This window comes from Serratia plymuthica (assembly GCF_018336935.1).
Taxonomy (GTDB): Bacteria; Pseudomonadota; Gammaproteobacteria; order Enterobacterales; family Enterobacteriaceae; genus Serratia; species Serratia plymuthica_B.
In genome coordinates this window covers 4,898,480-4,911,023 of the sequence record NZ_CP068771.1, presented here as the reverse complement: position 1 = coordinate 4,911,023, position 12,544 = coordinate 4,898,480, and the positions used below count along the sequence as shown (strand labels likewise).

The 12,544-nt window shown below is 55.5% G+C and carries 10 protein-coding genes; 5 read left to right on the top strand and 5 right to left on the bottom strand.

Translation table 11 applies throughout. The features are described from left to right. The 4 genes from moaA to JK621_RS22760 all read right to left on the bottom strand — a co-directional run bounded on the left by moaA (position 1) and on the right by JK621_RS22760 (position 3,727). Entirely contained in the window at positions 1 to 987 is a 987-nt protein-coding gene (gene moaA, locus JK621_RS22775) for a GTP 3',8-cyclase MoaA (protein WP_212557759.1), read from the bottom strand. 144 nt (positions 988 to 1,131) lie between these two features. Next, positions 1,132 to 1,278: a DUF2474 domain-containing protein gene (locus JK621_RS22770; RefSeq protein ID WP_212557758.1), complete on the bottom strand. Its 147-nt coding sequence runs from the start codon at positions 1,276 to 1,278 to the stop codon at positions 1,132 to 1,134. Between the two features lie 27 nt (positions 1,279 to 1,305). Further along, the gene (cydB, locus tag JK621_RS22765) at positions 1,306 to 2,316 is read right to left on the bottom strand and encodes a cytochrome d ubiquinol oxidase subunit II (RefSeq protein ID WP_212557757.1); all 1,011 of its coding nucleotides are present in this window, start codon (positions 2,314 to 2,316) and stop codon (positions 1,306 to 1,308) included. 1 nt (position 2,317) lies between these two features. Further along, positions 2,318 to 3,727: a cytochrome ubiquinol oxidase subunit I gene (locus JK621_RS22760; RefSeq protein WP_212557756.1), complete on the bottom strand. Its 1,410-nt coding sequence runs from the start codon at positions 3,725 to 3,727 to the stop codon at positions 2,318 to 2,320. 625 nt (positions 3,728 to 4,352) lie between these two features. Here JK621_RS22760 and JK621_RS22755 point away from each other — a divergent pair. The 3 genes from JK621_RS22755 (at position 4,353) to JK621_RS22745 (ending at position 10,908) form a co-directional block, all read left to right on the top strand. Then, complete coding sequence (locus JK621_RS22755) at positions 4,353 to 5,318, top strand: Dyp-type peroxidase (protein WP_212557755.1); 966 nt, start codon at positions 4,353 to 4,355, stop codon at positions 5,316 to 5,318. 261 nt (positions 5,319 to 5,579) lie between these two features. Next, the gene (locus JK621_RS22750; protein ID WP_212557754.1) at positions 5,580 to 8,354 is read left to right on the top strand and encodes an ATP-dependent Clp protease ATP-binding subunit; all 2,775 of its coding nucleotides are present in this window, start codon (positions 5,580 to 5,582) and stop codon (positions 8,352 to 8,354) included. Between the two features lie 265 nt (positions 8,355 to 8,619). Then, complete coding sequence (locus JK621_RS22745; RefSeq protein WP_283249342.1) at positions 8,620 to 10,908, top strand: FdhF/YdeP family oxidoreductase; 2,289 nt, start codon at positions 8,620 to 8,622, stop codon at positions 10,906 to 10,908. 64 nt (positions 10,909 to 10,972) lie between these two features. Here the strand turns inward: JK621_RS22745 and JK621_RS22740 are convergent, their stop codons facing one another. Next, entirely contained in the window at positions 10,973 to 11,590 is a 618-nt protein-coding gene (locus JK621_RS22740) for a LysE family translocator (RefSeq protein ID WP_212560271.1), read from the bottom strand. A 209-nt stretch (positions 11,591 to 11,799) separates the two neighbouring features. Here JK621_RS22740 and JK621_RS22735 point away from each other — a divergent pair, with 209 nt between their 5' ends. Then, positions 11,800 to 12,255 carry an Lrp/AsnC family transcriptional regulator gene (locus JK621_RS22735; protein ID WP_126484476.1) on the top strand — a complete coding sequence of 152 codons (456 nt, stop codon included), beginning with the start codon at positions 11,800 to 11,802 and terminating at the stop codon, positions 12,253 to 12,255. A gap of 29 nt (positions 12,256 to 12,284) precedes the next feature. Then, positions 12,285 to 12,491 carry a DUF2767 family protein gene (locus tag JK621_RS22730; RefSeq protein WP_212557753.1) on the top strand — a complete coding sequence of 69 codons (207 nt, stop codon included), beginning with the start codon at positions 12,285 to 12,287 and terminating at the stop codon, positions 12,489 to 12,491. Positions 12,492 to 12,544 lie beyond the last annotated feature (53 nt).

Sequence of the window (12,544 nt, the reverse complement as noted above, 5' to 3'; positions counted from 1 at the left end):
TTATCCCCCGATAAACGACAGGTTTTGCGTGATGCCGGTATTCCCCTGATGCAGGAAATGCGTTTGTTTTTTCTGCAATAGACTGTGCGCAATACGCTCCTGCAATTCTTGCTGGCTGCTGTCGGCCTGCAACAGGTCACGCAAGGCGACACCGCCGTCACCAAACAGGCACAGGTGCAACTTACCCGTTGCGGAGACCCGCAGCCGGTTACAGCTGGCGCAGAAGTTTTTTTCGTACGGCATTATCAGGCCGATTTCCCCCTGATAATCCGGGTGGAAAAACACCTGAGCCGGGCCTGCGCTGCGCTCTTGCTCCCGGCGCTGCCACCCCATGGCGACCAGGCGTTCGCGGATCACCTCTCCCGAAATATGATGTTGGCGAAACAGCTCTCGCCCTTCCCCCGTTTCCATCAGTTCGATAAAACGCAGCTGAATCGGGCGGTGCTTAATCCAGTCAAGGAAGGTCTGCAGGCTATGATCATTGATTCCGCGCATCAAAACGGCATTGACCTTGACCTTGTCAAAACCCGCCGTAAAGGCGGCGTCAATTCCGTCCATCACCAGCCTGAACTTGTCCTGGCCGGTAATGGCGCGAAACTGGTTGGCGTCCAGGCTATCCACGCTGACGTTAATGGAGGTCAGCCCAGCGGCCCGCCAACGCGCCACATCACGCGCCATGCGGTAGCCATTGGTGGTCATGGCAATATTGCGGATTTCCGGGTTTTGTCTGACGGTATCAATGATCTCGACAAAATCTCTGCGCAGTGAGGGTTCGCCGCCGGTCAGACGGACCTTTTCCGTACCGCAGGCGGCAAACGCCCGCGTAACCCGCCGGATTTCATCCAACGTCAGAAAGCTTTTGTTGTTGCCCCCGGTGGGACGATACCCATCAGGCAAACAGTAGCTGCAACGGAAGTTACACACATCCGTAATGGAGAGCCGCAAATAATAAAACTTGCGTTCCCAGGGATCGGTAAATGTCGACATCTGCAATACCTCCCAAATGAGCAGTAACAAGAAATCATCAGGCACTGATGACTTAAATAATGGCGTTGCCGTTTATTGCCCCGAGGCTGACCGAAAAGCCAAGCCAGGCTGTCTATCAAGCCGATAGCCTGGCTGCTTGCTTTTTCAGTGAGACTTCATGCCGGCGGCGAGCATCAGCAGTTTAAATACCGATGCCACTACGCCGAGGGCCAGCACGCTTGCGGCCCAAATCGCCATCATCCACATCAAGCGCCGCCAAAAGGCCGGGTGGCTGTCTGTCACAGGTTTCATGTATTCGTCTCCTGGCAACGTTATCGATCAATGGTAACCTTCGTCCGGTTTGATTTTTCCTCGGAACACGTAATAGCTCCAGCAGGTGTAAGCCAGAATGACCGGGATAATCAGCAACCCGCCGACCAGCATAAAGCCCTGGCTCTGAGGCGGTGACGCCGCCTGCCAGATGGAGATCGACGGCGGGATGATATTCGGCCAAATGCTGATCCCCAGGCCACTGAAACCCAGGAACATCAAGCCCAGGGTCATCAGGAATGGACCATAGCTGGCCCGGCGGTTATACGCCGCCCGCACGATGCCCCAGGCAAAGGCCAGAACCAACAGCGGCACCGGCAGAAACAAGAAGATATTCGGCGTGGTGAACCAGCGTGCGGCAATATCTTGGTGCGCCAACGGCGTCCAGATGCTGATGATGGCGATAGCGGCCAACAGCACCAGCGTCAAGGGGATCGCCAGCTCAGACATCTTGCGGTGCAAGGCCCCTTCCGTTTTCATAATCAGCCAGGTACAGCCCAATAACGCATAGGCGACCACCAGGCCGAGGCCGCAGAACAGCGGGAACGGCGCCAGCCAGCTCAGCGCCGAACCGCTGTAGACGCGGCCGGTGACCTCGAAGCCATTCAATATTGCCCCGACGGCAACCCCCTGGCTGAAGGTCGCCAGGATCGAGCCGACAATAAACGCCTTGTCCCAAAACGGACGGTGCTCCGGCGTGGCCTTGAAGCGGAATTCGAACGCCACGCCGCGAAAGATCAGGCCGATCAGCATCGCGGTCAACGGAATGGATAACGCATCGGTGATAACGGCATAAGCCAGCGGGAAAGCGCCATACAACGCCGCACCGCCCAACACCAGCCAGGTTTCGTTGCCGTCCCAGACCGGCGCCACGGTGTTGACCATCATGTCGCGCTCGGTGGCATCCTTATTGAACGGGAAAAGGATACCAATCCCGAGATCGAAGCCATCCATCACGATGTACATCAAGGTGGCGAATACGATGATGGTGAACCAAATAATTGAAAGATCGATGCCCATGTTAGTTTCTCCCTTCCGGCTTGTTCAAAGGATCCTGAACCGCAGACAGCGGGCGCGCCGGCGTGCCGTCGACAACGGTGCCATGCGTATCGTCGCTCCCCGGGCCTTTCTTGATCAGACGCATCAGGTACATATAGCCGACGCCGAACACCGAGCAATACACCGCGATAAAAGCCAGCAGGCTGAAGCTCATATGCATATCGCCGTGCGCGGAAACGGCGTCGCGGGTCCGTTGCACCCCATAAACCACCCAGGGCTGACGGCCGATTTCAGTGGTGAACCACCCGGCCAACAGCGCAATCAGGCCAGAAGGCCCCATTAACAACGCGAACCACAAAAAAGGACGCGACTGATACAGACGGCCTCTCCAACGCAACCATGCGCTGACGACGCCAAGCAGAATCATCAGCATGCCCAGGCCGGCCATCACGCGGAACGACCAAAAGATGATGGTGGAATTCGGGCGATCCTCCTTAGGGAAGCTTTTCAACGCCGGCACTTGCTTGTCGAGGCTGTGCGTCAGGATCAGGCTGCCCAGATAAGGAATTTCCAGTTTGTAGCGGGTTTTTTCCTGTTCCATATCCGGCACGCCGAACAGCACCAGCGGCGTGGCTTCCCCCGGCCGGTTCTCCCAATGGCCTTCAATGGCGGCAATTTTCGCCGGTTGATACTCCAGGGTATTCAAGCCGTGGGCATCGCCGATTACCGCTTGAACCGGGGCGACAAACAGCGCCATCCAGAGCGCCATGGAGAACATTTTGCGCACCGCCGGCGAATCATTGCCCCGCAGCAGGTGCCAGGCAGCCGATGCCCCGACAAAGAAGGCGCTGGCCAGGAAAGCGGCGGTAGACATGTGCAACAAACGGTAAGGGAATGACGGGTTAAAGATAATTTTCAGCCAGTCGACCGGGACAACGATGCCGTTTTCGATCGCATAGCCTTGCGGCGTGTGCATCCAGCTGTTCGAAGCCAGGATCCAAAAGGTTGAGATGAGCGTACCCAGCGCGACCATACAAGTGGCAAAGAAATGCAGCCCGCGCCCTACCCGGTTCCAGCCAAACAGCATAACCCCGAGGAAACCGGCCTCCAGGAAGAAAGCGGTAAGCACTTCGTAGGTCAATAACGGCCCGGTAATGCTGCCGGCGAATTGCGAAAAACCGCTCCAGTTGGTGCCAAACTGGTAAGCCATTACCAGACCCGACACCACCCCCATACCAAAATTGACCGCAAATATCTTCGACCAAAAATGATAAAGCTCACGGTAGGTGTCATTACGTGTTTTCAGCCACAAACCTTCCAGCACCGCCAGAAAACTCGCGAGCCCGATGGTAATAGCCGGAAAAATAATATGAAAGGAGACAGTAAAGGCAAACTGTATCCTCGCTAAATGGAAGGCATCTAATCCCAACATTGTTCACCCCTGTGTATCACCATTTTGATAAGTTTATAAACCACGCGTTATATTGCTATTCCAGGTCACTGCCTGTTATCCATTAAAAAACGGGCCACATCCCTTACATGAGCCACGCAAAAAATGAGGAAAACCTCATACCGCACTTTGTTTTACAATCCCGGTAATGTTTTAATTTCTTTTCCTGGCCGTATTTTTTAGCGAAACAGGCCTGCGGGTGCCCCAAAGGTTGGTTTATGGGCACGAACATGGGATAAATCAGGATAATTAATTAGCCTCGACACGCCTCAGTCGACGCAGATGATTTTATTTAAAATTTTAACGGCATAGTTTATGAACTTACCGCCCATTTTTTTCAGCTCATGATCGCTTGGTTTTTCTCGGTTTCCTCGCCTTGTGAATTAATTTTACCTGCCAATAACATTTCGTCAAATTGGTTAATTTTATTGCGCAATAGATACAATCTATCACGCACCTTGTTAAGTTTTGATATGCTATTTGGAAAGGTTGTTTCAACATTGACAATGCAAAGTAAAAAAGGTAGCTCTATATTTAATGCGTTTTACATCAGTTGTTGTTGCTTTTTAAATATCATATTTAACCCTTACTGGATGGTAGACGACTTATGAGCACGTATTATGATGATTCACAGGCAGTTTTTAGCCCTGTTACGCGCAGTGCCATCTTCATTGTCGCGACAATAACAAATACGCCGGAGCACCACGCCACCGTACGCGACTGGTGTGCCGACGTGGCGGCAGTGGTGCGTTCGGTAGCGAAAAGAGCGCCAGATGGGCGGCTGTCATGCGTCTGCGGATTCGGTTCCACCGCCTGGAATACGCTTTTCGGCATTCCGCGCCCGGCGCAATTGCATCCTTTTCGTGAAATAGGATCCGGTGGCCGCGTCGCCGTCGCTACCCCCGGTGACATCCTGTTACACATTCGTGCCGAAGAAATGGATCTGTGCTTTGAGCTGGCGACCCAGTTGCTGAATAAGCTCGGCGATGCCGTCACCGTCGTGGATGAAGTTCAGGGTTTCCGTTATTTCGATCAGCGCGCGATGATCGGCTTTGTCGACGGCACCGAAAACCCAGAGGGCCGCGGAGCCATCGACTTCACCGTAGTGGGTGAGGAAGACCGTGCCTTTGCCGGCGGCAGCTATGCGTTGGTGCAGAAATACCTGCATGATATGAAAGGCTGGAATTCGCTGACCGTTGAACAACAAGAAGGCATTATCGGCCGCCATAAACAATCCAATATTGAGCTGGACGCCGACGTAAAACCTTCCTCATCCCACAGCTCACTCACCACGCTGGAAGACGAGAACGGTAACGAAGTAAAGATCCTGCGCGATAACATGCCGTTTGGCAGACCCGGCATGGGCGAATTCGGTACCTACTTTATCGGCTATGCCCGCTCCCCGGCGCCGATAGAACAAATGCTTGAAAATATGATTATTGGCCTTCCGCCGGGTAATTATGATCGTTTGCTCGATTTCAGCCATGCCGTCACCGGCGGTTTATTCTTTATTCCATCGCTGACGTTATTAGAAGCCCTGTCTACGCGCAGTGTACCGCCCAATAGTCATTGACGCCACGACCTGTAAAAGCATCATTCAAGGATAATTAAAGAGTAACGCATCCAGCATTTTACTGAAAAATGCCGGATGCACCTTATTTCGTCATCCGGCATTGTGATAACGATGCCTTAACTCACCACCATCAAAAGGAACCGGCATTAAATTCGTCAACACCCTTATTTAATCCGACAAGATTAAATAAATAACAGACATATCCAAAACACCTGTTTTATTGAAGTTAAATCGCTTTAACTTGATAGGAGTTAATTCACCATGCCTATTTTATGTGATATTTGTCATGCTCGCCCGGCATCGGGCCGTGTGACAGTGATGCAAAATGGTCAGAGGAAATCCATTGCCATCTGTGATTACGATTACCGGCAATTAACGCGCCATCAAAATATTCTCAATCCATTCGACTCTCTGTTGGGTGGCGGTGGCGCCTTATCGCGTTTCTTTAATGAGTTAACCGAAGACGAAGCGGCGGAAGAAACGTCCGGGTTCTCTGCGGAAGTCCCGCGCGAATCCGTCGATGCCACCGACGCCTTCAGCAAACAAACGCTTGAGCTGCTGCAACGCGCGGCAGAAAAAGCGCATGAACTGCACCGCAGTGAACTTGATACCGAGCACCTGCTGTATGTGTTGGCAGATACCGATGTCTGTTCCGCCCTGCTGACAGAGCTCAAATTGTCGCCGCAGGACATCAAGGCCTACATTGACCAGCATGCTTACAAGGGAGCGGCCGAAACCGGCGCGACGCTGGAAGACATGACGGTTTCCCCACGTCTGAAAAAAGCCTTCATGTACGCTTTCCAGGCCTCCCGCGATTTGGGCCATTCTTATGTTGGCCCGGAGCATTTGCTGATCGGGCTCAGTGAAGTGCCGGACAGCATTGCCGGCGCCCTGTTGAAAAAATACGGCGTCACCCCGGCCGCTCTGCGACAGAAAGTGGTGAAGCTTGTGGGTAAAGGTGCGGAAGACGGCCGTATCGACACCCCGACAGGCACGCCGACGCTGGACAAGTTTGGCCGCGACCTGACTGAAATGGCGCGCCAGGGCAAGCTGGATCCGGTGCTCGGCCGCGCGCAGGAGATTGAAAGTACCATCGAGGTGCTTGCCCGCCGCAAGAAAAACAACCCGGTACTGATCGGCGAGCCGGGCGTGGGCAAAACCGCCATAGTGGAAGGACTGGCGCAGCGCATTGTCAAAGGTGACGTGCCCGAAGTGCTGCGGGGCAAGCGGCTGGTCGAAGTGAATATCAACTCCATGGTGGCGGGCGCAAAATACCGCGGCGAATTTGAAGAACGAGCCAAACAGTTGATTGATGAAGTCAGCGAGAAAAATGCCGAACTGATTTTGTTTATCGACGAACTCCATACCATTGTCGGTGCCGGTCAGGGCGGCGGCGAAGGTGGCCTGGACATTGCCAACGTACTGAAACCGGCGCTGGCGCGCGGTGAACTGAGCCTGATTGGCGCGACAACCCTCAACGAATACCAAAAACATATCGAGAAAGATGCCGCACTTGAACGTCGATTCCAGCCGGTTTTGGTACCGGAACCGACCGTCGACCAGACCATCGTCATTTTGCGTGGCCTGCGCGACAAGCTGGAAGCGCACCATCAGGTGACCTTTGTTGATGAAGCGTTCGTCGCTGCGGCCGAACTGTCCGATCGCTATATCACGTCACGCTTCTTGCCGGACAAGGCCATCGATCTGATTGACCAGGCGGCGGCCCGCGTTCGCATCTCCGCCACCTCCCGGCCGGCGGATATTCAGGAACTGGAAGCGGAAATCGCCCACCTGAAACGCGAGCAAGACTCGGCGTCTTCACGCAAAAAGTTTGACGACGTTAAAAGCTTCGAGGCGCAAATTGGTGACAAACGTGCGCGCCTTGAGGCGTTAACGGAAGCCTGGCAGCGCAAAACGGGTTCAGAGACGCTGGAAGTCACCCTGTCTTCCGTCGCTGAAGTGGTTTCGCGCCTGACCGGCATCCCGGTGACCGAGTTAACCCAGGAAGAGCGGAAAAAACTGCTCAATATGGAAGACAAACTGCGTGAACGCGTGGTCGGGCAAGATGATGCAGTCGAAGCCGTCAGCGACGCCGTACGCCTGTCGCGCGCAGGGCTGAGCCAGGCACACCGCCCTATCGCCACTTTCTTGTTCCTCGGCCCTACCGGCGTCGGCAAAACCGAGCTGGCCAAGGCCATCGCCGAAACGGTGTTCGGTGACGAACAGGCCATTATCCGTATCGACATGTCGGAATACATGGAGCGCCATGCCGTAGCCCGCCTGATCGGCGCCCCTCCGGGGTACGTGGGATATGACGAGGGCGGCCAGTTAACCGAGCGCGTAAGACGCCGTCCTTACAGCGTAATTTTGCTCGACGAGATCGAGAAAGCGCACCCGGACGTCTACAACGTGTTGCTGCAGGTCTTCGATGATGGACGCCTGACGGACGGTAAAGGGCGAGTGGTCGATTTCAGCAACACCACCATCATTGCCACCAGCAACCTCGGTTCTGCGGTGATCATGAATAACGCCTCGCTGCCGGAGGCGGAACGCAAGTCAGACAAGGCGATTCACGATGAACTGATGCAAGTGCTCAAGGGCCACTTCCGCCCTGAGTTCCTGAACCGCATCGATGAAGTCATCGTGTTCAACTCCCTGTCTCAGGAAAACATTCGTTTAATCGTGAATATCCAGCTTGAGCATTTAACGCGCACGGCGGCGGCTCAGAATATCACCCTCGATATTGCCGATTCCCTGGTGGAACACCTGGTGGACGTGGGCTATCAGCCTGACTTCGGCGCCCGCGAATTGAAACGCCGGATCCGCCAGGAAGTGGAAACCCGATTGGCGAAGGAAATTCTTGGCGACAACCTGAAGTCGGGCGACAGCGTCGAGATTGGCTATGATCAAACAACTGACAAGGTCGTGTTCAACAAACTGCCCCCCACAAGCAAGGAGACTGCAGCCCCACCGGCAACACCAGAACCGCCTGCAACTCAGGCTGGGCCGCAAACGCCCGCGGAGCCGCAGGCATAAGCGAAAACGCCGTCTTACGGCGGCGGAATATCGGGCGTGAAGTCACCCGACGTCTTTTTCACGCCCAGGGAATCACCCATAAAAGATTTATTGCCGCCTGAGCACCCGCTCTGCCTGGCCACCGGCGCAGGCAGAGTAATGGCAACGCGCACGCAGCCATTATCGGGCCGCAATAATAGTTGTCGGTTATCCCGCCTCCCGAGGGGAACACCGAATACACCTGTCTCAATAAGATATCGCCCACTCAAGGGCGGTAGGAGTTCATATGATGAAGAAGAAACGCGCCGTTCCCGGAATACGGCCCTATGATGGGCCGGCAGGTGGCTGGGGCGCCTTGAAAGCGACGGCTATCGCCGTGAAAACACAAATGGAAACCTTCGAAGCGCCGGTCACGCTGATGCGCACCAACCAACCGGACGGCTTCGACTGCCCCGGGTGCGCCTGGCCTGACAAAGAGCACCACTCGACCTTCCAGTTCTGCGAAAACGGCGCCAAGGCGGTCACCTGGGAAGCCACCAGCAAGCGGGTAACGCCGGAGTTTCTGGCGGCCAACACCGTGACTTCCCTGCTGGAAAAAACGGATTTTGAGCTGGAAGGCTACGGTCGTCTGACGCATCCGCTGGTTTACGACAGCGTCAGCGATACGCTGCGCCCGGTCGAATGGGAAGATGCCTTCAAGCGCATCGGCGAACTATTGCGCGGCATGCAGTCGCCGGATCAGGTTGAGTTCTACACCTCCGGCCGCGCCTCCAATGAAGCCGCCTACCTGTTCCAACTGTTTGCCCGTGAATTCGGTACCAACAACTTCCCGGATTGCTCCAACATGTGTCACGAACCGACCAGCGTTGGCCTGCCGCAATCCATCGGTATCGGTAAGGGCACGGTGTCATTGGATGACTTCGACAATACCGAACTGGTGATCTCCATTGGCCACAACCCGGGCACCAACCACCCGCGCATGATGGGAACCTTGCACGAACTGGCTCGGCGCCAGATCCCGATTATCGTCTTCAACCCGCTGCGTGAACGCGCGCTCGAGCGCTTTGCCGACCCGCAAAACGTTATCGAGATGGCGACCTACAGCTCCACCAATATCGCTTCAACCTACTATCAGGTTAAAGCCGGCGGCGACGCCGCCGCATTGAAAGGGATCGCCAAGGCGCTGTTGGAATATGACGCCGCGCAGGGTGCGGGCAGCAACGTTATCGACCGTGATTTCATTGCCGAACACACCCAGGGGTTCGCGCAATTCGCCACGGATTTGGCCGCCACCCCGTGGCAAGACATTGAAGCGGAGAGCGGCCTGACTCAGGAAGATCTGGAGCAGGTTGCGCTGGCCTATGCGAAATCCAAAGCCACGATCATTACTTACGGCATGGGCATTACCCAGCACAACAAAGGAACGGCAAACGTACGTTTGATTGCCGATCTGCTGTTGATGCGCGGCAATATCGGCAAACCCGGCGCCGGGATCTGCCCGCTGCGCGGCCATTCCAACGTTCAGGGCAACCGCACCGTCGGCATCACTGAAAAACCTTCGCCAGAGTTCCTGGCCAATCTGGAAAACGTGTTCGGCTTTGTCGCGCCGAAAGAGCACGGGCATGATGCGGTAAAAGGCATGCAATCCATGGTGGAAGGCACCTCCAGGGCGCTGATTTGCCTTGGCGGCAACTTCGCGGTGGCCTTGCCGGACCCGGATCTGTGCTTCCCGGCGATGAAATCGCTGGATTTAAGTGTCCATCTCGGCACCAAGCTGAACCGCTCGCACCTGCTGGTCGCCAAGGAAACCTACATCCTGCCTTGCCTGGGGCGTACAGAACTGGATATGCAGGACAGCGGTCGCCAGTCGATCACGGTGGAGGATTCCATGTCGATGGTGCACGCCTCTTCCGGCAAACTGAAACCGGCATCGCCGTTCCTGCTTTCAGAACCGGCGATCGTCGCCGGCATGGCCAAGGCAACCCTGCAGGACACCAAGGTGCCCTGGATGGAACTGGTGGCCGATTACAGCATCATTCGCGATCTGATTGAAAAAACCATTCCCGGTTTCGATAAATACAATGAGCGTATCGCACAGCCCGGTGGATTCCGTATGCCGCTGCCGCCAACCGAGCGCATATGGCCGACGCCAACCGGCAAAGCCATGTTCTCGGTGTTCAGCGGCGTAGAAGAAGACGCCGAGGTTCAGGGCGACGACGTGTTGCGGCTAATCACCCTGCGCAGCCATGACCAGTACAACACCACTATTTACGCCATGGATGACCGTTATAGAGGCGTATTTGGCCGTCGCGATGTTCTGTTCATGCACGACATCGATCTCGAGAAGCGGGGCCTGGAACATGGTGATCTGGTGGATATCGAAACCGTGGTGGCCGGACGCAAACTGCGGCTGGAAAATATCACGGTGATCTCCTACAACATCGCTCCAGGCTCCGTCGGGGCCTATTATCCTGAGGCGAACGTGCTGGTTCCGCTGGATTATATCGACAAGGAAAGCGGCACCCCGTCTTATAAATCGGTGCCGGTTCGCGTAACTCACGCTACGGCCAGCTAACGGCGTAACAGACCGCCGTTAACGCATCTGCATTGAAGGGGGTGAAATCACATTCACCCCCTTTTTATTTGAACGCCTGCCCAGCGAGCAAACCGATGGCAATAAACAGCATGGCAACGCCGGAAATGCGGCTGACGACACGGGCGGCCTGCGGACGTGTCTGCAATAGGGACTGCGACCCCCACCCCACCAACAGATAAACCAACCCGCAACTCACCAGATGCAACAGACCCAACGCCAGGATCTGCATCGGAATCGACCAGGCGGCATTGGCATCGGTGAACTGCGGCAACAGCGCCAGAAACAACAGAAAGACCTTGGGGTTCAGGCCGCTGATGCACACCCCTTTACCGGCCCAACGCAGCCAGGAGCCGGACGGCTGCCCTTCACCCGCGCTGGGCGCAGGGGGATAAAGCAACATGTTGCAACCGATCCACAACAGATAAGCCGCGCCAATCAGAGTCAGCGCCGTGAGGGCCAGCGGATTGCCCGCCACCAGCGCGCCCACGCCGGCCGCCACGATCGCTATCGCCATCAGATGCCCCAACAACAAGCCCGCCACCGCAGGCACCACTACCCGTCCGCGTATGCCTGCCGATATGATATACGCCCAGTCCAGCCCTGGGGTAATGACAAACAGCATAGATACCGCCCAGAAGGCGGCAAAAATAGCCGGCGTCATGTGAGCGATGCCTTTTGCGGCCACCGACGCGCGGTGCATTGGCTTATCCGTTTTATCACTTCACCTTCCTCCGCAGGACCACCGCTTTCAGGCTCCAAAAGCCAGTAATGTCCAAAATTGTTCAATTATTGAAAAGAATATCCCCAAGTTGTTAGAATGTGGTTTCAATTATTTGCGTATAAATTGCAGATTGAGGGAAATTATTCCAAATGGATAAGATCGACCGCAAAATCCTTGCTGAACTCCAGTTCGATGGCCGTCTTTCCGTTACCGAATTGGCTGACCGGATCGGGCTCAGCGTTTCCCCCTGCCATCGCCGGGTACGCGCTCTGGAGCAATCCGGGGTGATAAGGGGTTACCGCGCGCATCTCGATCCCGGCTGCCTTGGCTTTAACTTTGCCGCATTGGTGTTCGTCACTATGCGGGAAGGGGATCGTCAGGCCGTTGAAGCCTTCGAGAATGCCATGCTGGACATTCCCCAGGTCATCCAGGCGCAGCGGCTGTTCGGCGACCCCGACTATCTGCTGCACGTCATCGCCCGCGATCTGCCGGCTTTTCAGCGGCTCTACGACGAACGGCTTTCCGCCCTGCCCGGCGTACAGCGCCTTACCTCCACACTGGTCATGAAAAGCGTGGTGCAAGACCGGCCTTTTCTGCCGTTGTAGATCCAAATCAATCCCAAGAGGAAACAGTAATGAGCAGTGGTTTCGAGGATTCAAAAGCCTTATACATCGGCATCTGTACGGTGGTAGGCGATGCCTTCCTGGCATTGGCCAATGAGGAGCGTCAAACGCAAAAAGCAGACGTGATTAATGAGCTCAAAACGGCGATTACCCGCGAAGGCCGGGATGTCGGCCTGGATGAAGCGCGCGAATTGGCGATCGAGTGGCTGGAGCGATAACCGTGCCGAGGATAAAAACCGCAGTGTGGCCACGCTCTTTTTTACCCGCGGGA

What these genes read in the sequence shown, in the direction of transcription:
- JK621_RS22755 (WP_212557755.1), top strand. Translation starts at nt 4,353, where the DNA reads ATGAGCACGTATTATGATGATTCACAGGCAGTTTTTAGCCCTGTTACG.
- JK621_RS22740 (WP_212560271.1), bottom strand. Translation starts at nt 11,590, where the DNA reads ATGACGCCGGCTATTTTTGCCGCCTTCTGGGCGGTATCTATGCTGTTT.
- JK621_RS22770 (WP_212557758.1), bottom strand. Translation starts at nt 1,278, where the DNA reads ATGAAACCTGTGACAGACAGCCACCCGGCCTTTTGGCGGCGCTTGATG.
- moaA (WP_212557759.1), bottom strand. Translation starts at nt 987, where the DNA reads ATGTCGACATTTACCGATCCCTGGGAACGCAAGTTTTATTATTTGCGG.
- JK621_RS22730 (WP_212557753.1), top strand. Translation starts at nt 12,285, where the DNA reads ATGAGCAGTGGTTTCGAGGATTCAAAAGCCTTATACATCGGCATCTGT.
- JK621_RS22750 (WP_212557754.1), top strand. Translation starts at nt 5,580, where the DNA reads ATGCCTATTTTATGTGATATTTGTCATGCTCGCCCGGCATCGGGCCGT.
- JK621_RS22745 (WP_283249342.1), top strand. Translation starts at nt 8,620, where the DNA reads ATGATGAAGAAGAAACGCGCCGTTCCCGGAATACGGCCCTATGATGGG.
- cydB (WP_212557757.1), bottom strand. Translation starts at nt 2,316, where the DNA reads ATGGGCATCGATCTTTCAATTATTTGGTTCACCATCATCGTATTCGCC.
- JK621_RS22735 (WP_126484476.1), top strand. Translation starts at nt 11,800, where the DNA reads ATGGATAAGATCGACCGCAAAATCCTTGCTGAACTCCAGTTCGATGGC.
- JK621_RS22760 (WP_212557756.1), bottom strand. Translation starts at nt 3,727, where the DNA reads ATGTTGGGATTAGATGCCTTCCATTTAGCGAGGATACAGTTTGCCTTT.